Here is a 21467-nt window from a genome sequence, read left to right as displayed (position 1 = left end):
TATTAAGGAAAGTGGCATGTTAACAGGCCTGGATCATCTCGTTGTTACCGTGACCGATATGGGTCGTGCGGTAGATTTTTACTCACGCGTGCTGGGATTAGACGTCCGCTATCGCGATGCCCAGCGGGTCGATTTAATGCTGGGCGATACCGCGTTACGCCTGCATCAAACCGACACCGACATCGCGCCTATTTCAGCGACGCCCACCCCCGGCAGCCTGGATTTATGCCTGCGTTGCCAGCTACCGCTGGACGAATTCAAGCAGCATTTAGACGCGCTGGGTATCGATGTAGAGCTGGGCCCCGTCGCCCGTCAAGGCGCCAACGGACCGATTGAGTCGCTTTACCTGCGCGACCCCGACGGCAATCTATTAGAGATATGCCGCCCTGCTGCGCGTTAATGACCGATTTTAGTGATAAGACGAATAGCGCACGGTATCATATTGCGCCTCAATAGCGCCCGCGGGGATGCACCCAACGACGGCTCGCCATACAGCATTATGACTTTGCACTTACCACGGTTCTACCGAAAGGAAACGCGATGCGTGATAACGCCAATGATTCGCCCATTGAGGGCAAAGCCGTCAGCACAGAACAGCACCATCAGCCCGACACCACCATGGCGATGGTTAACTATGCGCTCTACCTAGCCAGTTTCATCCTGGGCTTTACCTCTATCATCGGCGTGATTATCGCTTACATGTATAAAGGTAAAGGCCCTGTATGGCTGGACGAACACTACCGCTACCAGATTCGTACGTTTTGGATAGGGCTGGTATACGGCATCGTGTTCTCGATCTTAACGCTGATATTGATCGGTTTTCCGCTGCTGCTAGCGCTTGCCGTTTGGCTGATTATTCGCTGCGTTAAAGGCTTTAAAGGGCTACAAGAGCACCGCGCCCCTTCTAACGTAGACTCCTGGTTGTTTTAACGATGGCTCAACAAACGGGTAACACCAGCGAGCGTTGCTCCAAAGCCAGCGCGATCAGTTGGCTATGGCGTACGTTATCACGCTGGCCGCTCGCGCGGTTGTGGCGTGCCTCTTCAGCGCTGGGCCCCCTGGTTTACCGCTTTAATAAGCGTGAGCGCGAGGTGACCGAGCGCAACCTAGCCGTTGTTTACCGGCACCTCTCTGCTCCAGAACGTAAGGCCCTTACCCAGCACAGCTTACGCCACTCGGCGGCCACAATGTTGGAGCTAGGCCACGCCTGGATGGCAGAACCAAGTCAAGTCGAGGCCGGTATTTTAGCGGTCAACGGGCGCGACAAGCTCGATAGTGCGCGTGCCGATGGGCGCGGGGTGATTGTGCTCGCTCCCCACTTCGGCAATTGGGAGGTGCTTAATTTCTGGCTCTCAAGCCATTTTCCCTTTACCGCCATGTATGAGCCGCCCAAAATCACCGCCCTTGACCCAGTGATTCGCCACGGCCGCGAACGCATGGGCGCTCGGCTTGTACCGACGAATCCGCGCGGCGTTGCAGCACTGCTTAAAGCGCTTAAACGCAGCGAGGCGATTGGTATACTGCCCGACCAAGAGCCCGATTGGGGCAGCGGCGTTTTTGCACCGTTCTTTAGCCGCGACGCCTATACCGCCACGCTGCTGCCCAAGTTGGTGGCCCGTACCCAGGCAAGAGTCGTCACCGGCGTGGCGTTGCGCATACCGGGTAAGGGTTTTGAGATCCATTTTTTAGACGCCGATGAGCGCGTATATAGCCCAGATGACGTCGAGTCTGCCACCGGCGTCAATGCCAGCGTAGAGGCCGCGATTGCGCTGGCGCCTGCGCAGTATCAGTGGGAGTACAAGCGCTACCGTAAAGTGGTGCAGGAGCAGCAAAAACTCGCCAACTACCGCGACTATCGCCTTTATTAGTGCGTCGACTTTATTGATAAGAGCTTACTGATGACACAAAACAGCACTTCAGGCGATGAAACACGCCCGCCGCAAATTGTTTACGCGCTTTATCTGGCGGGCATTGTTACCGCCAATATCACCCTGCTAATCGGAGTGATAATTGCCTATGTCTACCGTCAAGATGCCGCGCCGTGGCTACAGCAGCATTACCGCTACCTGATCCGCACCTTCTGGATCGGCACGCTGTATGCCTGCATTGCCTTTTTACTCAGCATTGTAATGATTGGCACCTTGCTCTGGCCGCTGCTAGCGGTATGGCTGGGGGTGCGCGGCGTGCTTGGCTGGGTCGATGTACGCAAAGGGCGGCCACCGGCGCGCCCCGCTAGCTGGCTTTGGTAGGCACTTTCTCTTAAGAACTGTCAATCAAGCCTGGTCACTCATTGCTATCGCGGGCGTAAACATCGTCTAAACGCTCGATGTCATCTTCACCCAGGTAGCTTCCCGACTGAACTTCTATCAGTTCTAAAGGAATCTTGCCGGTGTTTTCCAGCCGGTGTAATGCCCCAATAGGGATATAGGTCGACTGGTTTTCACTGACCAAGAAGCTACGTTCCTCAAGGGTTACCCGTGCCGTGCCGCTGACGACCACCCAATGCTCAGCGCGGTGATGGTGGCGCTGTAGCGACAGCCGCCCGCCGGGCTTCACGGTTATCCGCTTGACCTGATAGCGCTGGCCGCTATCCACCGCCTGGAAGCTACCCCAAGGACGCTGCACTTGGGCTGCCGAACTAGGTTCACTGCGCCCTGCCTCGGCAAGCGACGCCACCAGATGTTTTACCTGCTGCGCCTGATCACGGTGGGCCACCAGCACGCTGTCTGATGTCTCCACCACAATCAGATTTTGCACACCCAGCGTGGCCACCAAACGGTGCTCGGCAAACACCAGCGAATCCTGTGTATCGGCCAACCAGGTGTCGCCCTGGGCGGTGTTGCCCGCAGGGTCGGGCGCAGCGATGGCCCACAGTGCATCAAAGCTGCCGATATCATTCCACTGTGCGGCTAACGGCACGACGGCAGCATGCTCACAGTGCTCCATTACCGCGTAGTCGATAGAGTCCGCCGGGCAGCGGCGAAAGGCCTCTTCGCCCAGGCGGAGAAAATCCAAGTCGTGGTGTGCGTCGCTAACCGCCTCTGCACAGGCTTCAAGCATGGCTGGCTGTAGTCGCTTTAGCTGGGCTAAATAGCTGGAAGCACGCAGCAAAAACATACCGCTGTTCCACAGATAATCGCCGTTCTCAAGCAATTGTGCGGCGCGCTTGGCGTCGGGTTTTTCAATAAACGCAGCAAGATGATGGCCACCTTCCAGCGGGGCGCCGCAGGCGATATAGCCGTAGCCGGTTTCGGGCTGGGTGGGTACGACACCGAAGGTAACCAGATAACCCGCTTCGGCTAACGGGGTGGCGAGTGCAACGCTGTGCTCAAACGCCGGCACATCGCCAATCACATGGTCGGCGGGGAGCACCAGCAGTAATGGGTCATCGCCCGTCTGACGCGCCAGCAGCGCTGCACAGGCAATCGCCGGGGCGGTATTGCGCCCTTCTGGCTCAAGCACCAGGGTGGCCGCTTGAGCCATTTCGCGCAGCTGTTCGGCCATTAAAAAGCGATGGCTATGATGCCCCATCAACATTGGCGCAGCGGCGGTTAACCCGGCCAAACGGCTCAGCGTTTGCTGAAGCAGGCTCTGGGATGAGGTTAAACGCAAAAACTGTTTGGGCATCTGCTCCCGAGAGAGCGGCCAAAGCCGCGTACCACTGCCACCGCTCAATATTACTGGCTGAATCATGGTGCTGTCCTTGTGGTCGTGCTTGTATCAGAGCGCGTGTCTTGTGCCATGGATTGCTCACCAAAATCGCTCTGCAGCCAGTGGCGCAGTTGGCTCATTCTGGGCGCCTGCGCGGCTTGGTCAAGCACTGGCAAGGTACCGGGGATAAATCCGCGCGCCTCAAACGGTGCCAATAGCGCGGGATCGCCGCTAATAATGTGTACCGGAACTGCTCCGCTGGCGTCATCACCGGTAATCAGCGGCGCCGCCTGATGGTCACCGAGTACGATCAATAGCGTGTTGTCGTCGACCACGCGCTCAGCCCAGCGGCCAGTGACTTTCACAGCGTAATCTACCGACCAAGCATAGTGATCGCGAATACGCTCGATGTCCTGCCACAGCATTTCAGGCAGGTCGCCCGCCTTTTCCCAAGGGGCAAAAATGCGCCCGTCCTCAATAGATGACCAATCATCCAGTACCGGCAGAATCGGCGTCCAGGGCGCATGGCTGGAGATCAGCGCTAGCTGAGCAAACACCGGCGTCTCGCCCAGCAGGTGGCGCTGGGTATAATCAAGGGTGAACTGATCAGGCATGGTCACCCAGTTAAGCGCTGGCCCGGCGTAGTCGATATCGTTTGCTGCCGCAATATCATCGAAACCGTAGGCCTCCCCTTCCGGCCACGCCATGGTGATCGCAGGCATGACGCTCAAAGTGCGCTGCCCGGTGGCGCTAAAGTCATCAATCAAGGTGGTGTGTTCGCTGTCTAGCATCAGCTGATACCAGAGCTGATTATCAATCCAACGCCCGCTAAGCGCCGTTGCGTGGGCAAGCCAGGACTGCCCACCGCGAATTGGCGACTCCAGCACCCCAGAGACAACATGAAGGTCGCGCTCATTGAGGCGCTGCTGCAGCTCAGCAAGGGTGGGAAGTAGAACGTCTGCATAGCGCGGATCATCGAGTGCCGAGACACCGTAGGACTCAATAAAGGTCAGCAACACATTGCGCCCTTCAAGCCTGGGTAGCGGCTGTTCTTCTATCGGCGACGCTTCCAGCTCAGCGGTAAAGTCCAGCCGCGCAGTGTGGGTAGCTGTTACTTGCTGCCACTGGAAACGGGTGATATTGACCATCGGTAAACGCGCGCTATCCACCAGCCTTATGCCGTTAAGTTCCAGTGCGGCGCAGCTGGTGGCAACCACTAACAGTATCAAGGCGGCCGCGCCTGATAATCGTTTAAGTGGGTAAGCGACCGACGGCAGCAGTAGTTTCACCAACCCCACGACGATGCCAAACAGCAAAGCAATTCCCGCTAGCACTGAACACATTGCTAAAAGCTGGCCTACATTGCCCACTAACAGGTGATAAATAGAGCGCAGCAGAGGCGCGTCGAAATAGAGATTGAGTGGCCGGGAAAAGGCCATATGGGTGGCGGCACTGCCCAAATTCGCGGCCGTGGTCAGCACCACCCAACTGACAACCCCAACCCCCAGTAACCGACGCACCCGACCTACCGGGAGCAGTCGCATCAACGGCGCAATGATTAGCGCCTCCCAAGCAATCAATGGCGTACTTATCTCTCCTAATCGCCACCATAGCGGCGCGATGAGTAAGCAATTCAGCGTTAGGATCGTCAACAATAATCGACTCATCGGATTCTCATTTGTGCCTGCTTTAGCTTACAGTGTCATAGATCTGACCTATCCGTGTTCTGTCTCTCAGAGAGGCGTTATACAGAACAAGGGACAAGGCTGCTGAAAACACAACAACCATGTACTATTTTGATTTATCGTATAGATGCTGTGTAGAAATTTCACGTTTTGCTGGGTTATACGCCACGCAATTTGCAAGCCTTCACCGGAAGGGATTTCGACCATGCTTTTTAACGTTATTGATAAGCAGGAAGCTGATAGACGGCGGGAGGGTAGATGGCAAGCTAGACAGTGGATGACTGGACAGTGCATGATTTTATTTGGATGCACGCTAGCCTCTACCGCGTTTGCCGCAGACGATCGTCATTTTAGTGCCGTGATTGAGCGCGCCCAGCAGCTAGCTGAAGAGACCTACCAACCCCCTGAAGAGTCATTGCCCCAGGCATTGCGCAACATTAACTACGATACTTACCGGCAAATTCGTTTTGATCCTGAGCATGCCTACTGGCAAGACGAGAGCCCGTTTAGCCTACAGCTATTTCATAGCGGCTTTATTTTTCAAACCCCAATCACCCTGAACGTTATCGAAAACGACAGCGCCACTCCCTTGCCCTTTTTAGCAGATAACTACTCCTACGATGGCAATGCCGCGAAGCTTAAAGAGCAGGATCTAACCGGCAGCGGGCACGCCGGGTTTCGTCTCCACTACCCCCTCAATAGTGATGAATACAATGACGAATTTGCCGTTTTTCTTGGCGCCAGCTATTTCCGCATTGTCGGGCGCGGACAGGCTTACGGGCTTTCAACGCGCGGTTTAGCGATCGATACCGCCTCTCCCAACGGCGAGGAGTTCCCAGCGTTTCGCGAGTTTTGGATGTATAAACCCGACGCCGATGCCGATGCCGATGCCGATCAATTTGAGTTATTGGCGCTGATGGATAGCCCCTCGGTCAGCGGTGCCTATCGATTTATTCTCACACCGGGCGACAATACCCAGGTAGAAATCGAAGCCGAACTGTTTGCCCGTGAAGACATTGCCAAGCTGGGCGTAGCGCCACTCACCAGTATGTTCACTTACGGTGAGGCAAGCCGCGAGCGCCCGGACGACTTCCGCCCGCAAGTGCACGACTCCGATGGCCTGCTGATGCATACCGGCAGCGATGAGTGGATTTGGCGGCCGCTTAGCAACCCAGCACAGGTGCGAACCTCGGCATTTATTGACGAGGCTCCCCACGGCTTTGGCCTGATGCAGCGTGAGCGTGATTTTAACCACTACTTAGATACCGAAGCTCACTACCATCGCCGCCCCAGCCAGTGGGTCGAGCCGCTTAGCGACTGGGGCCCCGGGCATGTCGAGCTGGTTGAAATTCCCACGCCCGATGAAACTCACGACAACATCGTCGCGTATTGGGTAGCGGACGATACATTAGACACCGGCGAATCACGCCGCCTTCACTACCGCACCTTCACGCTGAACAGCCAGCCCGAGGAGCATGCGCTGGGCCGCGCCATTCGAACCCGCCACGGCAGCGCAGCAGGGCCTGGGCAAACGGACTCATCGGCCAGCGAGCAGCGTCAGTTTATCGTCGATTTTCAGGGCGGCGCGTTAGCCGACATTACCGCAGATCAGCCGGTCGAATTAGACATCAGCACCCAGCAAGGTGAGGCCCTACTGCCTCAGGCCACCGCACTGCCTAACGGTGGCTGGCGAGCTAGTTTCCGGCTACCCGACAGCGGCCAGCCCAGCGATGTTCGCCTCAGGCTGACCTTAAACGGCAAACCGGTGAGCGAAACCTGGAATTATGTGTGGTACCCCGATGAGTGATGAAAAGACTCAGAAAAGCCAATTAATGCGGCCCCAGCACCTACAACGGCTACGCAGCGCAGGCGGGCTTGCCCGCTCGCTGTTTATTTATTGGCGCCCGGGACGCCAGCGCGGACTCCAGCGCCTTTACCAGCCGTTTATTCAGCCCGGCAGTGTGGCCTTTGATATTGGCGCTCACTTGGGCGACCGCAGTGCGGCTTTCCATGCGCTGGGTGCCAACGTTGTCGCGCTTGAGCCTCAGCCCAATCTTGCCAAGTGGTTTAAACGCTTAGTGAGACCGCAAAGCATTACCCTGCTGCCTGTGGCGGCAGGCCCAACGGCAGGCTTTGCCGAGATTGCGATCAGCCCCGGCAACCCCACGCTTTCCACCCTGGCTACCGGGTGGCGCGAACAGATTGGCGAGTGTAACGCGGGTTTTAGTCAGGTGCGCTGGGAGCGGCGTTTACGGGTGCCGGTCACCACGTTAGATACGCTAATTGAGGAGTATGGTGAACCCAGCTTTATCAAAATTGACGTCGAGGGTTTTGAAGCCGAGGTACTGGCAGGGCTAAGCCGCGCCGTAGCCGCGCTTTCGGTGGAGTTTGTATCCGGCGCGCTAGCGGTTAGCCACGCTTGCGTTGACCATTTAAGCCGCCTTGGCGACTATCGCTACAATGTCGTGGCTGGCGAGCAGCGTCATTTCCGCTGGGCCAAGTGGCAAACTCCACAGGCTGTTACCGATTGGCTTGATGCTGGCGCCGAAGAGCTACCCTCGGGCGATCTTTACGCCTGCCGCTCCGATCATCCATTCGTTCTGAGTAGAGTTCTGAACGATGCTTAATACTGAAAGGCCTTTCACGCATGATTTACCACTGGCAAACGCTCACCGCACCGCAGCTAGCCGAGTTCGCCCAGCGCGACCCGGTGGCGGTGCTGGTACTTGGCGCCATCGAACAGCACGGCACTCATCTTCCCTTAGCCACCGACCTCACCATTGGTGAAGGGCTTCAGGCGGCCATGCTGGAAGCGCTTGACCCTTCGCTTGACGTTATCTGCCTGCCTCCGATTGCCGTGGGTGCCAGCGGTGAGCACGCCAGCTTCCCCGGCACGCTAAGCCTGCCAGCGCCACTGGCGATTGCCACCCTAGAAGCCTACGGCGACAGCCTGGCGCGGGCGGGAATTCGTCGTTTAGTGCTGCTTAACAGCCACGGCGGTAACAAAGCGGTAATGGATTTGGCAGGTTTAACGCTGCGGCGGCGGCATAGCATGCGCGTGGTGAAAGCCACCTACACCCGGCTGCCGCCCATGGAGGGTGCGATTGCATCTGAAGAGCTGCGCTACGGCTTGCACGGCGGGTTACTCGAAACCGCGATGATGCGCTATTTGGCACCCTCGCTGGTGCAACTAGAACACTATCAAGCCACACCGCCTGCAGCACCCAAGGGCGACGCCTTAGTCAGTGCCGAAGGTGCCGCAGCGTACGCTTGGTTAGCGGAAGACTTGAGCGCCCAGGGTGTGGCCGGGGATGCCAGCCACGCAAGCGCTGAATTGGGCGAGCAGCTAGTGAAGCACTACGCCAAACAGCTGGCGGCTGTGGTAACGGAAACCGCTCATCTGCCGCCGTTCTCAAAAGGCTAGCGCTGTTTTTTAAGACTGACCGTTTAAAACCTCTTCCAACAGATGGCCACCGCGAGTTGCTTTAGCATTCAAGTAGCGGTGGTTTTGGTCAGTAACACTGCCATATAGCGGCTGACGCGATACCACTTCAATGCCGCCCTGGCGCAATGCTTCCATCTTGAGGGGGTTATTGGTCAGTAGCCGCACTTGGGAAATGGCTAATGCGTTAAGCATATCCACCGCTACCGCATACTGGCGCTCATCGTCACCAAAGCCCAGCACCTGATCCGCATCGACGGTATCCAAACCACCATCCTGCAGGGTATAGGCGCGCAGCTTATTGGCCAGGCCAATGCCACGGCCTTCTTGCGCCAGATAGAGCAGTACGCCGCCGCCCATGGCTTTGATATCCGCCACCGCATTGCGCAGTTGTTCGCCGCAGTCGCAGCGCAGACTGCCAAACAAATCCCCGGTAAGGCACGCCGAATGCAGCCGTAGCGGCACCGCGTTTTGCCACTCTTCGGGCGGACCGATAACCACGGCGACGTGTTCACGCAGGCCGTCTGGCTCGCGGAACAGGACAAAACGGCTGTCGGCAGCGTCTTCCAAAGGAATATTGGCTTCGCTAATTCTCTTAAGCATGCCCGGCGCCCCGGCCAAGCACTGTTCAGCATCGTTGGCATCGACGGCTAACAGCCGCCCTTCTGCCAACTGCTGTTCGATATCCGCCGCGGCTTTTTCGCTCACAAAGGCACATAATGCGGCTGGAATAAGCAGGGCGCGGCGCATCAGCGTGACCGCACCAAGCTCGGCTATCCCGGCCGATTTTAAGCGGCTGGATAGCTCACCCGCAGGCTGCTTGAGTGTTTCGGCCGCGGCCAATTCATGCAGCTCGTTGGTGGTGATGCGAACCACTAACGGCAGACTTGCTGCCTCGGCGGCTAACGTCACTCCCATCGCGGCTAAGCGGTGGCGAGTCAGTACCAGCGAAGGCCGCTGGCCCGCCAATTGGGCCAGCGCTTCTACCGAGTCGCTGCCTTCTAACGCCTGCACAAGCAGCCGCTGCTCACCGGCATTCACCACCACTGGCAATCCACGACGGATATCGAAAATAGCTCGTTCAATCTGGTACATGTAGGCCTCCTGGCTTCCTAGCGTGGGGGACGTTACGCGCTTGTGCTGAATACGCTTGCTCTGAGTTAATAGGGCCCGCATGATAAAGCGGCTTTTTTAGCGCGGAGGCGCCATGCCCGACTCCCATGTCAACATTATTGCGCTGGCCGACGCCTGGGAATGGCTGCTGGCGGTGCGTCATCAGCACCCTTGCGCCGTGCCCATCAAGGTACTTAACGGCGAGTGGCAAACGCACCAGACGGTCACCGCTGAGGCGCGTGAATTGCTGGACTGCCTGACGCCACTCGCCCGTTGTCCGGCGTGGGTAATCGCTCAACTGGGCCAGAGCATGGATGGCCGCATTGCGACGGAAAGCGGCCACTCCCACTACATCAACGGTTATGAAAGCTTGGTCCATTTGCACCGCCTGCGCGCGCTGGTTGACGCGGTGATCGTCGGCGCAGGGACAGCCAGTGTCGACAACCCGCAATTGACCGTACGCCACGTTAGCGGTAGCAATCCGACCCGGGTGATACTGGACCCGCGTGGGCGGGTGCCGCATGACTTGGCGCTGCTGTGTGCCGACACCTCCCCGACGCTGCATGTTGTGGGACCCGACGTGGCGCAAGCTGCGCACTCTTGCCACGTTCAGCGCTGCGCGCTGGGGCTGAATGAACACGGCCAGTTCAAGCCCAGCGAGGTCATTGCCCTGCTGGCCGACAAAGGCTTGCCCCGCGTGCTGGTCGAAGGTGGCGGCATCACGGTTTCTCAATTTATCGAAGCGGGCTGCGTTGACCGGCTGCACCTGCTGGTCGCGCCACTGCTGATCGGCTCCGGCAGGCCGGGGCTCAAAATGACGCCCATCGAGACGCTTGAGAGTGCGCTGCGCCCGCCCACGCGCACCTTCCGTTGCGGTGACGACACGCTGTTCGATATGCGCCTGCGACCCTTGCCCGCCTGACGGCTGAGCGCTGCGGCGACGGCTCAAAGCGACCCCAAGGCCGGGTAGGCAGGCCAGTAGCACGATGACGCCATAGGCCAACGACACGGCTACACCCTGGGCAGACGGCAAGCCGACTAACGCCCACACCCCAGCGGCCGCGCCTTCGCGTAAACCCCAGCCCGCCACCGAAAACGGAATGAGCATCGCCAACAGCAGCACCGGAGTTAGCGCAAGCAGTTCCAGCGCCGGTAGCGCAACGCCAATCGCTCGCGCCGCGCACACCATGACCGCACCGTAACTCAGCACAATCAGCAACGAAGAAAGCAACTGCTTAAGCCACACACCGCGCGTTAGTAAGCCGCGCTTTAGGTCGCGGGCCAAGGCCTGGTACCCGTTAGGCAGTTGCCCTAACCAAGCGTTTAAGCGCTGACGCCACAGCAGGCCACCGGCGATCGCCATGGCCAGTGCCGCCGCGCTGCCGAGACCAACCGTTGCGATCCACGCCCCGCCCAAAACGCTATACCAGAGGGGTGAAAGCAGTAGTGCGCTCAACGAGAGTAGCACCACGGCCACCTGCCCTGAGGCACGTTCAATAATCACCGCTCGCCAAGCGCGACCGCGAGACTGTGCTTGGCTGGCATGGCGATGCGCTCGCCCGGCGTCACCCAGCACACCACCGGGCAGCAGCTGATTAACCAGCAGTGCCAAATAGTATTCGCGCAGGGCATAGCTAAACCGTAACGGCACGCCGATAAGCCCAGCGGTGAACTGCCAGCGCCAAGCGCATAGCATCACTTGTAAGGTGCTAATGACTAGCGCCACTACGAGCCACCCGGCAGAAAAACGCTGCACCTCCGCTAGAATAGCTTGCGGCTCGACCCACAGCGCAACCGCCCCTAACAGCGCGGCGCTGACTAACCCTCGCCGTAGCCATGGGCTTCGCTGCCAGTGTGCGTGTATCCGCCTAGCAATCCTCATCCGGCTACCCCTCTGCCCGCGGTATCGCGAATAAATCATGGTGCCCAACACGAATGCCCAAGCTGCCATCCGCTACCGCTTGCTGGCGCTGCCCAAGCCAGGCGGCAATGCGCCCCGCCGCCTGCGGAGTTTGCTCCATCGCGGCTTCTGCCCAGCCATCAAGCAGCGCCGCCATCAACGGCTGTTGGTCGCGATCGCCCGCGGCGAGCTGCCAGGGTGTCTCGGCTTGTTCAATACGGTAGCCCGCCTCCTCTAGCACTGTGACCAAGACTGACTGGGCATGGCCGCCGAGCGCATCGCCCAAGCCTTTATCGCGCTGCTGGTGGGCGATAAACATCGCCAGCAACCAGTGATCTTCGTCATCCAATACCAGTTCACCCTGGCGATCGGTAAAGTGCCACTCGCCAGTCACAGTTAGCGCGACCAGCAGCGCTTGGCGCTGTTCAACACAGCTTGCTACCAGCGCCTCAATCCACTGTTGAGAAACCAGATCCAGCAGAGCCGACGCCGTCACCAAATGTGCATCGTCCATCGGCACATCGCTAAGCGACTGCAACGATACGCAGTGGGTTTCAATGGCCAGCGGATGCCCCTTATCGCCGCTTAACCCGGCTGCTCGTTGACGCGCTTGGGTCAACAAAATGGCGTCGTGATCGATCAGTTTCCAGCGCTGGTGGCCGTTCAGCCGCGGGGCGAGGAAGCGCATATTACTGCCGCGGCCGCAGCCAAGATCCGCTAGCAGTGGCGTTTGCGTCCGCGCAGCTAGCCACTCGGCGGCTAGCCCCGCTAGGCGCTGGCTGCGCGATGCAAAGTCGGCCGCTTCGCGCAAGGTTAGCCAATCAGTCTCAAACTGACTTCCGGCGTGCAGGCTTAACGAGCTGTCTGCCGAGTCGCTCTGGGCTGATAACGCCGCCGCAAACGCCGTACCTGCTGCCTGCCAATCGCTTAACGCATCGCGGGCCTGAGCAGCCCCGTGGCGCAACTGTTGGCGCAGCTCGGCATCATGGCAAAAGCAGTTCAAGGCGTCTTGAAGGGCCGCACTATCGCCCGGCTCAACGCTTAACCCAGCGCCTTCCGGCAAGGTATCGCGCAGCGCGCCGCCGGTCGTCGTAATCACCGGCAGGCCATGGGCCAGGGCTTCGGTGACCACCATGCCGTAACCTTCATACCAGGAGGGCAGTACCAGCGCGTGGGCACTTCGATAGGCAGCTTCCAGGGTCTCGCTGCCACACTCTCCGTGTAGCTGCATGCTGCTCTGTAAGCCATTTTGCTCAATCAGTTGTTGTACCCGCTGGGTAAACGCCGGATCGCGCGCGCCGCCGTAACAGTCACACTGCCAGTGGTCACCAGCGACCCCCGCCAGCGCTTGAACAAGAATATCCTGCCCTTTGCGCGGCGTGAGCGTGGCGACACACAGTAAGCGCAGCGTCTCGCCGGGGGCCGCTGCTGGGCTAATCGGCGCCTGGGCAACGCCTGGCTCAACCACAGTGACATCCGCCTTGAGTGGCATGGCGTAGAGTGCCGCAAGCTCTGGCAACCGCCGGGCGGTAAAGTGGCTAGTGACAATAATCCGCGCCACAGGCGCAAGAGCCGTTAGTTCACTGCGATGAAAGCGCTGCTGATCGGCTTCGTTAAGGCCGAGCTCATCGCCTAAGGGGTGGTGAAGCAACGCGGTAATATCCAAGCGCTGAGCATGCTGAGTGACGACGTCAGGCAGCGCTCCCATGGCCAAGCCATCAATGACCACCGCGGCATGCTCGGGAAGCGATTCAAGCGCCTGGGCAAGCGCTGCCGACGCCTCGGCGTCGGCATCAGGAAACCTACCCGCTAACCCCACCACGTCAATATCCCAGCCCTGGTCACGCAAGGCCGAGACGATCTGCGCATCGTAGATATAGCCACCGGTGCGCTGAGCAGGGTCACCGGCAACAATTAGAGTAAAACGCCGGCTCATAATGCGCCTTCGAAGCTGGCCCAGGCCACATGGGATTCGTGAAGTTTGATCTCCATACGGGTGATCCCTTGGGCGGTTGCGCCCATTTTCCCTTCGCCAATCGCTTTGGCGAGCTGGTCAAAAATCACTTTGGCCATAAACTCGGTGGTGGTGTTTTTACCTTTAAATTCGCTTACCTCATCCAGGTTTTGAAAGTTGTAGCCCGCCAGTACCGATTTCACGGTTTCGCTGGCAAGGCCGATATCGATGACTAAGCCATCGTCATCCAGCTCAAGGCGCTGAAAGACTACATCGACAACATAGGTAGCGCCGTGGGTACGCTGGGCAGGGCCAAAGATCTCACCATTAAAACTGTGGGCAATCATAAAGTGGTCACGGACACATAAACGGAACATAGAGACTCCAAATGATAGGTCAATGGGTTATGAGGAGTAGTGCAGGCGGTGGCAGAGCTCAACGCTACCGCAGCCAAATAGCTTAGGGGCAAGCGTGGGCAACTGCTCAAAGTCGCTTTCCCCGCTGATGAGTGCATCTAAACGCTCATCCACTAGGAGGCTTAGCGCTAATTGAAGGCGGCGCTGATAATCCCAGCGGGGGCGTAATTTAGGTGGCAATTGACCCACTTGGCTGGCCTTAAGCGTAAGCCGCTGCGAGTGAAAAGCGCCACCTAATGGAATTGAGACGTCTCCCTCGCCAAACCAGCTCATTTCAATAATGCGCCCTTCACTACCGACTAATTCAAGCGCTTGGCGAAGGCCAGAAGAGTGGCCGCTGGCATGAATCACGCAGTCCTGGTTATCCGGGGCTTGTTCAGTTGCACAAAACGTCACCCCCAGCCGCTCGGCCACAGCGCGGCGCTCTGGGTTAATATCGATGAGATGAACATTAACACCCGGTATTCGGGCGCATAGATACGCCACCAGCAAGCCGACGACGCCCGCACCAATAACGCACACCCGCTCGCCCAGCATGGGCTCGGCGTCCCATACGCCATTGATGGCTGTTTCCATATTAGCCGCCAGTACCGCGCGCTTAGCGGGCACGATATTGGGCACCTCAAGCACCGCTGGAGCGGGCACTACGTAGTGATCTTGATGGGGAAACAGGCAAAAAACGGTTTTCTCGATTAACGCTTCAGGGCCGTCTTCTACGCGCCCAACGCTGCAGTAGCCGTACTTTATCGGGCCGGGAAACTCACCCTCTTGAAAAGGTGCCCGCATGCGGGAAAATTCACTTTCGGGCACACGGCCGTTGAACACTAGCGATTCGGTGCCACGGCTAATACCGCTGTACAAGGTGCGTATGAGCACCTCATCCTGGGCAGGGTCATTTAGCGATTCTTGTCGCAGCTCGCCTTGGCCCGGGCTTGTTACCCAGAAAGCGTTGGCACACTTTTTTGGGCGAGCATAAGGTTTTTTTGGGCGAGCGTGGCGATTTTCGCCATTAGCGTCAGGCGCTGGCATAACAATTCCTTTTCGTTGCGAACTCCATTGCCATGAGCTCGTTTTCACTCCATTGAATAGGGCGCCGCACCATTGCGTTGCACGTAGATAACCTTGGCTTGAACACGCAGTGAGGAGCCATAGGCGTGACGATGTTCAATGGTTCACCCCCTTCAGCGTAGTGTTAGAAAAGAAAATATTCGATTAGCAGTGTTAACAATGGAGCCTAAGCGCTCTATTTTCATATTCTATAGACAACACCACCTTCTCCTACAAGAATGGTACATATAAAAATAGTTGCATCATTTTTCAACTGCGGACAGCGACGCCGCTTCGTGAGTCACCATGGCGCTTTTTTCAAATGCTTATTCTCATCCTCTACCTAAGCGCCTTTATAGCGCTGGCGAGCTGCTGCTGGGAGGTCTGCTGCTATTGGCAGTGGGCAAAGTGCTGCCGCTATTAATGGCCTCGCCTGCCAACTGGTGGACCGCCTATGGCTTCTACACGGTGATATCGCTATTGCTCGTCATCTTCTGGCCCTACGGCTCACTGGGCTGGGCAAATCGGGTTACGCTGGTAAGAGCGGTGCTCGTGGCGTTAGTGGCAGGTGCCCTCGCCGACAATGCCTTTAGCGAGGCAATATGGCAGTGGTTGTCCATCGCGGTGATCGCCCTGCTGCTGGATGGCGTGGACGGCTGGATTGCAAGGCACACCAAAAGCCACTCACTGTTCGGCGCGCGCTTTGATATGGAGCTGGATGCGCTGCTGATTTTGCTACTTTGTGCGGGGCTGCTGCGGCTTGAATCGCTGGGGCTGTGGGTACTGCTGATCGGTGGGATGCGCTACCTGTTTGTGGCTGCTAGCTGGCCATTCGAGTGGCTCTCACAGCCGCTGTTTGCAAGTTTTCGCCGCAAAGCGGTGTGTGTTTGGCAGGTGGTCGCGCTGCTACTGGCATTAACGCCGCTCACCTCTCATCTGGTTGCCAGCTTACTCGCTATTAGCGCGCTGCTGTCGCTTGCCTACTCGTTTGGGTTTGATGTGTGGTGGCTGCACCAGAAATCAAAACGAGACGAAGGAGGCTAGCGCTCTAACCCCAAGCGTTGATGCCACTCCGCAAGGCTCTCATTGGGGTATTCATCGAAACACTTATCTTGGAATCCCGCGTTTATCTCAACCCAGTCCGCCCTACTCCCTAACATCATGTGCGTCCGCTTAGGCGGTGTAGGCAGGGGTGTATCTATCGCTGAGGCGAAGGGGTGCACAAGATCAGGCCAGTCAAGATCATAAACCCATAGCGACGTGGCACAGTGCTTACAAAAATGCCTCTCCCCGGTGCTCTGTTCGCGATTAATAACCGCGCGGTAGACCGTGACGTGTTCGCCACCACTCACCGTGAGTGTCTTGTTATCGCCACTGAGGTTGATGGCATAGCCGCCACCGCCTGCAGTTTTACGGCAAATAGAGCAGTAACAGCGATTAAAGGGATAGGGGTGGTGCGACTTCACACTGAATGTAACTGCTTGGCAATGGCAGGATCCTTCGAGCAGCATAACGCCCCTTTCAAAGCGGTTACCAGTGAGGGTAAAAAAGAGACACCGCCTAGACTCGGCTAAGCCATCTCTCTTTTACTATAGTCAACCCAGCGTTACGTCCTCATTTTTCCGCACAGCTGACAAACAATTTTTGACCTATTGGCCGCCCAATTGATCTGGACCAAAGGGTTCTAGGCGTGACTTCTACGGGGTCATTCATTCAGAGTAGAATGTGATAATTGACCATTGGGCCAGACAGCTTACGCCGATTTCAGGGACTTATTCAGAGCTTCCCTAACGTTTTCTCCCCTCGTCCACTCAAACAGCTACTTTAAAATTCTATAACCTTATAGCCAAACCAGCCTTTTAAAGCGAACCTTTGTTAAAAAAACCTACAGGCCCTACATTAAGCTCCAAAACGCCTCGACCAACGGGTTTTTTAGGTTTCTCTTTAAGGTAAATAAACCAATATCGTAGGGTTCCAGCTCCGGCTTCACGTCGAGCACGCGGATGCGATCCATCAAGGGGCTGTTGTCGAGGACGATTTTTGGCACCACGCCAATACCAAAACCCAAGCTCACCATGCTCACAATGGCTTCATTACCGGTGACTTGTGCATAAATGCGCGGGGAGATGCCTTGCCGACGAAACCATTCATCCACACGGGTTCTAGAGACACCACTCTCCGATAGAATCATCGGGATGCTCGCCCACTCTTTCGCTGTGGTTGGGGTGCTGGTGGGCACATTCGGCACTTGCTGCTCAAGCGGCGCTATAAACAGTAAAGGCGACGTAGCGATGGGTTTGAATGCCAGGCCACGAGGCAAGTTTGCAGGCTGAGCAGCAATGCTAAGGTCTTCTTTACCATCGAGAACATGCGCAATCGCATGCTCGGGATCACCGGTGCGCAACTTAATTTCAATCACCGGGTAGGCAATACGAAAGCGGCGCAGCAGCTCGTACAGAAAGCTGTAGCTAGCGGTGACTGAACCGTACAAGCTAATTTCACCGCTTAATTGATCAGGATTGTCGGTTAATTCATGGCGAATCAAATTCCACTGGCTACTGGCATCGCGGGCATAGTTGAGAAATTTTTGCCCTTCTTGGGTCAACACCACGGTACGGTTGTCGCGATTAAACAGCGGCACGCCCAGCTCGTCTTCCAAATGACGGATATTGCGCGACAAGGCAGAAATGCTGATATAACACTCATCGCTAGCACGACCGAAATGCAGGGTTTCTGCCAAGGCGAGGAATTGTTTTAACGTTTTAAAATTCATAAATGCCATGATAATAGGGTTTTGCAGAAAAAGGGACGTGCTGTTGCAAATATATCAATTTAAGAAATAGTTATTTTTGTATAAATTGACCCTACTCACATAACCCTGGGTCTTGCATCCAGCGGCTGTGCCACTTTTTTTAGCATCGGTGTCCCTTACATCGATGTCGTGATCACACAACATAGGATGCTAACGATGGCTAACTACTTCAATACGCTGCCTCTACGCGAGCAATTGGCTCAACTCGCAAAATGTCGTTTTATGTACAGTTCTGAATTTGCTGATGGCGTAGAAGCGCTAAAAGGCAAAAAAATGGTGGTCATCGGTTGTGGTGCGCAAGGCCTCAACCAAGGCTTGAACCTACGCGATAGCGGCTTAGACGTTGCTTACGCATTGCGCCCTGAGGCCATTGAACAAAAGCGTCAGTCTTGGCAAAACGCCACCGAGAACGGTTTTGTTGTGGGTACTTACCAAGAGTTGATCCCAACGGCAGACATTGTTTTGAACCTCACGCCTGATAAACAGCACTCGTCTGTTGTGACGGCCGTGATGCCGCTGATGAAAGAAGGCGCTTGCCTGTCTTACTCTCACGGTTTCAACATCGTAGAAGAAGGCATGAAAGTCCGTGAAGACTTGACCGTGATCATGGTGGCGCCCAAGTGCCCGGGCTCTGAAGTTCGCGCTGAATACGTGCGTGGTTTCGGTGTGCCCACATTGATCGCTGTTCACGAAGCCAACGATCCTAAAGGCGAAGGACTTGCTTTGGCAAAAGCCTACGCGGTGGGTACTGGCGGCCACAAAGCCGGCGTGTTGATGTCTTCTTTCATCGCGGAAGTTAAATCCGACCTGATGGGTGAGCAAACGATCCTTTGCGGCATGCTGCAAACCGGTTCGATCCTTTGCTTCGACAAAATGATCGAAGAAGGCATTGAACCTGGCTACGCCTCAAAGCTGATCCAGTACGGCTGGGAAAACGTCACCGAAGCATTGAAGTACGGCGGCGTGACCAACATGTTGGATCGTCTTTCTAACCCAGCGAAGATCAAAGCCTTTGATCTTGCTGAAGAGTTAAAAGACATCATGCGCCCGCTGTACAACAAGCACCAAGACGACATCATGAGTGGCCACTTCTCGCACACAATGATGGAAGACTGGGCGAACGATGACGCTAACCTACTAAAATGGCGTGCAGAAACAGCCGAGACCAACTTCGAGAAAACACCTGCTGGTGACGTAGAAATTTCTGAACAGGAATACTTCGATAACGGCATCTTGATGGTGGCGATGGTTAAGGCAGGCGTTGAGCTGGCTTTCGAAACCATGACCGCCGCAGGCATTATCGCTGAGTCTGCTTACTACGAATCCCTACACGAAACGCCGCTTATCGCCAACACCATCGCGCGTAAGAAACTCTACGAAATGAACGCGACCATCTCTGATACAGCGGAATACGGTTGCTACCTGTACAACCACGCGTGCGTGCCGCTGTTGGCTGACTTTATGAAAGGCATCAAATCCGATGTGATCGGTAAAGGTCTTAATCTAGACGACAACGGTGTTGATAACGCGCGTTTAATCGCAGTCAACGATACACTTCGCGCTCACCCGGTAGAAGCTGTTGGCGCGGTTCTTCGTGGCCACATGGCCGACATGAAAAAGATCATTTAATCGGCTGATTAAATGATAGACCGCTGAGTCATCTAAAAGCCGAGATATCGCCACGATATTCTCGGCTTTTTTGTCTCATTTCATTCGAATTCTGACTATTTAAATACTAATTTTTTAAACACTGCTTTCAAACTCTGTTTTTAAACACTGACTTTTTAAATATTGAAAGGAACATATTAATGGAGCCTTTAACCCGCTTAGAGAATATTCAGCTCAACAATATTCAGCTAAAAAAAGCGACGATCAGTTTTGATGATCGCTTCACCCTAAGCGAGATTGATTGGATCATCGACCCCCACCAACATTGGGTCATCACTGGCACCAATGGTGCAGGCAAGTCAGCCCTGGCGGCGACGCTTGCGGGCGTCGGCAACATTGAAGCGGGCAGTATTCAAGGGCTTCCCAAAAACGTCGGTTTGGTCTCTTTCGAAGCACAAGCCGAACTCATCGCCAAAGAGCTGAAAAAAGACGATGCCGATATCATGGATGTGATTTCACTCGGCACACCCGTCAATGAAATGATTTTCGAGCACTGCCAAGACCCTGAACTCGCCAGCGTACTGGTAGAAAAGTTCGGGCTAACGACACTACTCGACCGCGCTTTTCGCAAGCTCTCCACAGGCGAAACCCGCAAAGTCATGCTGATTCGCGCGCTGTCGAGCAAGCCGGACTTGCTGATTTTAGACGAGCCATTCGATGGCCTGGACGTCGACACACTCGCCATGCTGCAAGCACATCTCGCCTCCATCATCGACACCGTTCCAATGGTCATGGTGCTGAATCGCTTTGATGAAATGCCAGGCTTCATCACGCATGTTGCTTATCTAGATAAAGAATGTGGGGATAAGGGACGATTAGCGCTCACGGTTGATCGTCAGAACAACGCCGCCTTCAATGAGCTCTATCAATTACTGCATTTGAAAACTACCGATTTAAGCGTGCCCGAGGCCGACCCAACCAATCAACTACCCGCTCTCGACCCCAGCCAGCCGTTAGTAAAACTGAAGCAAGCGACCATCCAATACGGCGATACCGTGATTGTCGATAAGCTCGACTGGACGATTGAACAGGGCCAACACTGGCAACTGAGTGGCCCTAACGGTAGCGGCAAAACCTGCGTTTTATCGTTGATCACCGGCGATCATCCACAGTGCTACACCAACGATATTTTTGTGTTTGGATTTCAGCGCGGTAACGGTGAAAGCATCTGGCAGATCAAGCAGTTTATCGGCTATGTCTCCACTGGCCTGCAATGGGAATACCGCGTTAGCACCAGCTGCAAAAACGTGATCATTTCCGGCTTCTACGACAGCATCGGTATGTACACCAAACCCACCGATAAGCAAAAGAGAATTGCCGACCAATGGCTCGAACTATTGAGTATGAAAGATCGCGCCGACCAGCCTTTTAACAAGCTTTCCTACGGCGACCAGCGTTTGCTGCTCATCGCCCGCGCGATGGTCAAACACCCGCCGCTGTTGATCTTAGACGAGCCCTGCCTCGGCCTTGACGACATTAACCGCCAGCTCGTCCTCGCCCTTATCGAAAAAATCTGCCAAGGCTCAGAGACGACTGTTTTATACGTCAATCACCACGCCGAAGATAAAATAGACGGCATAGAGCACTACTTGGGGTTGGCGAAGAATCACTAGCGCCCGCCGCTGTGAGCAGCTCTTCACTTACCGACAATTTCATGGCACGACGTAGCTACCCGTCGTCAGATTCCCGGCGTGCCGGGCTTCAACCTGTACTATTCGATCTTAAGGGAGTAGGGTAGCCATCCGGATCGACCCTCCCAGCGCTTTGTTGCGCTTCACT

General features: G+C 56.1%; 19 protein-coding genes and 1 pseudogene. 11 read left to right on the top strand and 9 right to left on the bottom strand.

What is annotated here, in order from left to right:
* Nucleotides 1-16 precede the first annotated feature (16 nt).
* The 4 genes from ACQE2I_RS04635 to ACQE2I_RS04620 all read left to right on the top strand — a co-directional run bounded on the left by ACQE2I_RS04635 (nucleotide 17) and on the right by ACQE2I_RS04620 (nucleotide 2249).
* Nucleotides 17-400 carry a VOC family protein gene (locus ACQE2I_RS04635; protein ID WP_427030300.1) on the top strand — a complete coding sequence of 128 codons (384 nt, stop codon included), beginning with the start codon at nucleotides 17-19 and terminating at the stop codon, nucleotides 398-400.
* A gap of 140 nt (nucleotides 401-540) precedes the next feature.
* Nucleotides 541-930, top strand: a complete 390-nt coding sequence (locus ACQE2I_RS04630; RefSeq protein WP_427030299.1) for a DUF4870 family protein — start codon at nucleotides 541-543, stop codon at nucleotides 928-930.
* 2 nt (nucleotides 931-932) lie between these two features.
* Nucleotides 933-1868: a lysophospholipid acyltransferase family protein gene (locus tag ACQE2I_RS04625; RefSeq protein WP_427030298.1), complete on the top strand. Its 936-nt coding sequence runs from the start codon at nucleotides 933-935 to the stop codon at nucleotides 1866-1868.
* 30 nt (nucleotides 1869-1898) lie between these two features.
* Complete coding sequence (locus ACQE2I_RS04620; protein WP_427030297.1) at nucleotides 1899-2249, top strand: DUF4870 family protein; 351 nt, start codon at nucleotides 1899-1901, stop codon at nucleotides 2247-2249.
* Nucleotides 2250-2283: 34 nt separating this feature from the next.
* Here ACQE2I_RS04620 and ACQE2I_RS04615 read toward each other — a convergent pair whose 3' ends face one another.
* Nucleotides 2284-3693 (bottom strand): mannose-1-phosphate guanylyltransferase/mannose-6-phosphate isomerase, encoded by a 1410-nt coding sequence (locus tag ACQE2I_RS04615; RefSeq protein WP_427030296.1) that lies wholly within the window; start codon nucleotides 3691-3693, stop codon nucleotides 2284-2286.
* The gene (locus ACQE2I_RS04610) at nucleotides 3690-5318 is read right to left on the bottom strand and encodes an alkaline phosphatase (RefSeq protein ID WP_427030295.1); all 1629 of its coding nucleotides are present in this window, start codon (nucleotides 5316-5318) and stop codon (nucleotides 3690-3692) included. The genes ACQE2I_RS04615 and ACQE2I_RS04610 overlap by 4 nt, the downstream gene beginning before the upstream one ends.
* A 310-nt stretch (nucleotides 5319-5628) precedes the next feature.
* Between ACQE2I_RS04610 and ACQE2I_RS04605 the strand changes: the two genes are divergently transcribed.
* The 3 genes from ACQE2I_RS04605 to ACQE2I_RS04595 are packed head-to-tail and all read left to right on the top strand — an operon-like array spanning nucleotide 5629 to nucleotide 8760.
* Nucleotides 5629-7143: a glucan biosynthesis protein gene (locus tag ACQE2I_RS04605; protein ID WP_427030293.1), complete on the top strand. Its 1515-nt coding sequence runs from the start codon at nucleotides 5629-5631 to the stop codon at nucleotides 7141-7143.
* Nucleotides 7136-7963 carry an FkbM family methyltransferase gene (locus ACQE2I_RS04600; RefSeq protein ID WP_427030292.1) on the top strand — a complete coding sequence of 276 codons (828 nt, stop codon included), beginning with the start codon at nucleotides 7136-7138 and terminating at the stop codon, nucleotides 7961-7963. The genes ACQE2I_RS04605 and ACQE2I_RS04600 overlap by 8 nt, the downstream gene beginning before the upstream one ends.
* A 20-nt stretch (nucleotides 7964-7983) precedes the next feature.
* The gene (locus ACQE2I_RS04595) at nucleotides 7984-8760 is read left to right on the top strand and encodes a creatininase family protein (protein ID WP_427030291.1); all 777 of its coding nucleotides are present in this window, start codon (nucleotides 7984-7986) and stop codon (nucleotides 8758-8760) included.
* Between the two features lie 9 nt (nucleotides 8761-8769).
* On the opposite strand, the gene ribA is transcribed toward ACQE2I_RS04595, so the two are convergent.
* Nucleotides 8770-9873: a GTP cyclohydrolase II RibA gene (gene ribA / locus ACQE2I_RS04590; protein ID WP_427030289.1), complete on the bottom strand. Its 1104-nt coding sequence runs from the start codon at nucleotides 9871-9873 to the stop codon at nucleotides 8770-8772.
* 112 nt (nucleotides 9874-9985) lie between these two features.
* Between ribA and ACQE2I_RS04585 the strand changes: the two genes are divergently transcribed.
* Nucleotides 9986-10813: a RibD family protein gene (locus ACQE2I_RS04585; protein WP_427031382.1), complete on the top strand. Its 828-nt coding sequence runs from the start codon at nucleotides 9986-9988 to the stop codon at nucleotides 10811-10813.
* Between the two features lie 63 nt (nucleotides 10814-10876).
* Here ACQE2I_RS04585 and ACQE2I_RS04580 read toward each other — a convergent pair.
* The 4 genes and pseudogenes from ACQE2I_RS04580 to ACQE2I_RS04565 form a co-directional block, all read right to left on the bottom strand.
* Nucleotides 10877-11773, bottom strand: a pseudogene (locus ACQE2I_RS04580) (lysylphosphatidylglycerol synthase transmembrane domain-containing protein); the annotation flags it as partial.
* Nucleotides 11774-11777: 4 nt separating this feature from the next.
* Nucleotides 11778-13727 (bottom strand): glycosyltransferase, encoded by a 1950-nt coding sequence (locus ACQE2I_RS04575; RefSeq protein WP_427030288.1) that lies wholly within the window; start codon nucleotides 13725-13727, stop codon nucleotides 11778-11780.
* Entirely contained in the window at nucleotides 13724-14122 is a 399-nt protein-coding gene (locus ACQE2I_RS04570) for a 6-pyruvoyl trahydropterin synthase family protein (RefSeq protein WP_427030286.1), read from the bottom strand. Before ACQE2I_RS04570 ends, ACQE2I_RS04575 begins: the two co-directional genes overlap by 4 nt.
* A gap of 27 nt (nucleotides 14123-14149) precedes the next feature.
* Nucleotides 14150-15190 carry a zinc-dependent alcohol dehydrogenase gene (locus ACQE2I_RS04565; RefSeq protein WP_427030284.1) on the bottom strand — a complete coding sequence of 347 codons (1041 nt, stop codon included), beginning with the start codon at nucleotides 15188-15190 and terminating at the stop codon, nucleotides 14150-14152.
* Between the two features lie 324 nt (nucleotides 15191-15514).
* Here ACQE2I_RS04565 and ACQE2I_RS04560 point away from each other — a divergent pair, with 324 nt between their 5' ends.
* Complete coding sequence (locus ACQE2I_RS04560; RefSeq protein ID WP_427030283.1) at nucleotides 15515-16252, top strand: CDP-alcohol phosphatidyltransferase family protein; 738 nt, start codon at nucleotides 15515-15517, stop codon at nucleotides 16250-16252.
* On the opposite strand, the gene ACQE2I_RS04555 is transcribed toward ACQE2I_RS04560, so the two are convergent.
* Together ACQE2I_RS04555 and ilvY are read right to left on the bottom strand one after the other, a co-directional pair.
* A complete protein-coding gene (locus ACQE2I_RS04555) occupies nucleotides 16249-16719 on the bottom strand; it encodes a GFA family protein (protein ID WP_427030282.1) in 471 nt (156 codons plus the stop codon). The two genes, ACQE2I_RS04560 and ACQE2I_RS04555, sit on opposite strands and share 4 nt — an antisense overlap.
* Nucleotides 16720-17102: 383 nt before the next feature.
* Entirely contained in the window at nucleotides 17103-17981 is an 879-nt protein-coding gene (ilvY, locus tag ACQE2I_RS04550; RefSeq protein ID WP_427030281.1) for an HTH-type transcriptional activator IlvY, read from the bottom strand.
* Nucleotides 17982-18176: 195 nt separating this feature from the next.
* On the opposite strand from ilvY, the gene ilvC reads away from it, so the two are divergent.
* Complete coding sequence (gene ilvC, locus ACQE2I_RS04545) at nucleotides 18177-19649, top strand: ketol-acid reductoisomerase (RefSeq protein WP_427030280.1); 1473 nt, start codon at nucleotides 18177-18179, stop codon at nucleotides 19647-19649.
* Nucleotides 19650-19828: 179 nt separating this feature from the next.
* Nucleotides 19829-21301: a molybdate ABC transporter ATP-binding protein ModF gene (modF, locus tag ACQE2I_RS04540; protein WP_427030279.1), complete on the top strand. Its 1473-nt coding sequence runs from the start codon at nucleotides 19829-19831 to the stop codon at nucleotides 21299-21301.
* Nucleotides 21302-21467: the final 166 nt, after the last annotated feature.

Source organism: Halomonas sp. H2, assembly GCF_050215315.1.
Lineage (GTDB): Bacteria > Pseudomonadota > Gammaproteobacteria > Pseudomonadales > Halomonadaceae > Vreelandella.
Note: the sequence above shows the minus strand (reverse complement) of the source record. Positions and strands in the feature narration are given on the sequence as shown.

What these genes read in the sequence shown, in the direction of transcription:
- ACQE2I_RS04635 (WP_427030300.1), top strand. Translation starts at nt 17, where the DNA reads ATGTTAACAGGCCTGGATCATCTCGTTGTTACCGTGACCGATATGGGT.
- ACQE2I_RS04630 (WP_427030299.1), top strand. Translation starts at nt 541, where the DNA reads ATGCGTGATAACGCCAATGATTCGCCCATTGAGGGCAAAGCCGTCAGC.
- ACQE2I_RS04625 (WP_427030298.1), top strand. Translation starts at nt 933, where the DNA reads ATGGCTCAACAAACGGGTAACACCAGCGAGCGTTGCTCCAAAGCCAGC.
- ACQE2I_RS04620 (WP_427030297.1), top strand. Translation starts at nt 1,899, where the DNA reads ATGACACAAAACAGCACTTCAGGCGATGAAACACGCCCGCCGCAAATT.
- ACQE2I_RS04615 (WP_427030296.1), bottom strand. Translation starts at nt 3,693, where the DNA reads ATGATTCAGCCAGTAATATTGAGCGGTGGCAGTGGTACGCGGCTTTGG.
- ACQE2I_RS04610 (WP_427030295.1), bottom strand. Translation starts at nt 5,318, where the DNA reads ATGAGTCGATTATTGTTGACGATCCTAACGCTGAATTGCTTACTCATC.
- ACQE2I_RS04605 (WP_427030293.1), top strand. Translation starts at nt 5,629, where the DNA reads ATGATTTTATTTGGATGCACGCTAGCCTCTACCGCGTTTGCCGCAGAC.
- ACQE2I_RS04600 (WP_427030292.1), top strand. Translation starts at nt 7,136, where the DNA reads ATGAGTGATGAAAAGACTCAGAAAAGCCAATTAATGCGGCCCCAGCAC.
- ACQE2I_RS04595 (WP_427030291.1), top strand. Translation starts at nt 7,984, where the DNA reads ATGATTTACCACTGGCAAACGCTCACCGCACCGCAGCTAGCCGAGTTC.
- ribA (WP_427030289.1), bottom strand. Translation starts at nt 9,873, where the DNA reads ATGTACCAGATTGAACGAGCTATTTTCGATATCCGTCGTGGATTGCCA.
- ACQE2I_RS04585 (WP_427031382.1), top strand. Translation starts at nt 9,986, where the DNA reads ATGCCCGACTCCCATGTCAACATTATTGCGCTGGCCGACGCCTGGGAA.
- ACQE2I_RS04575 (WP_427030288.1), bottom strand. Translation starts at nt 13,727, where the DNA reads ATGAGCCGGCGTTTTACTCTAATTGTTGCCGGTGACCCTGCTCAGCGC.
- ACQE2I_RS04570 (WP_427030286.1), bottom strand. Translation starts at nt 14,122, where the DNA reads ATGTTCCGTTTATGTGTCCGTGACCACTTTATGATTGCCCACAGTTTT.
- ACQE2I_RS04565 (WP_427030284.1), bottom strand. Translation starts at nt 15,190, where the DNA reads ATGCCAGCGCCTGACGCTAATGGCGAAAATCGCCACGCTCGCCCAAAA.
- ACQE2I_RS04560 (WP_427030283.1), top strand. Translation starts at nt 15,515, where the DNA reads ATGGCGCTTTTTTCAAATGCTTATTCTCATCCTCTACCTAAGCGCCTT.
- ACQE2I_RS04555 (WP_427030282.1), bottom strand. Translation starts at nt 16,719, where the DNA reads ATGCTGCTCGAAGGATCCTGCCATTGCCAAGCAGTTACATTCAGTGTG.
- ilvY (WP_427030281.1), bottom strand. Translation starts at nt 17,981, where the DNA reads ATGAATTTTAAAACGTTAAAACAATTCCTCGCCTTGGCAGAAACCCTG.
- ilvC (WP_427030280.1), top strand. Translation starts at nt 18,177, where the DNA reads ATGGCTAACTACTTCAATACGCTGCCTCTACGCGAGCAATTGGCTCAA.
- modF (WP_427030279.1), top strand. Translation starts at nt 19,829, where the DNA reads ATGGAGCCTTTAACCCGCTTAGAGAATATTCAGCTCAACAATATTCAG.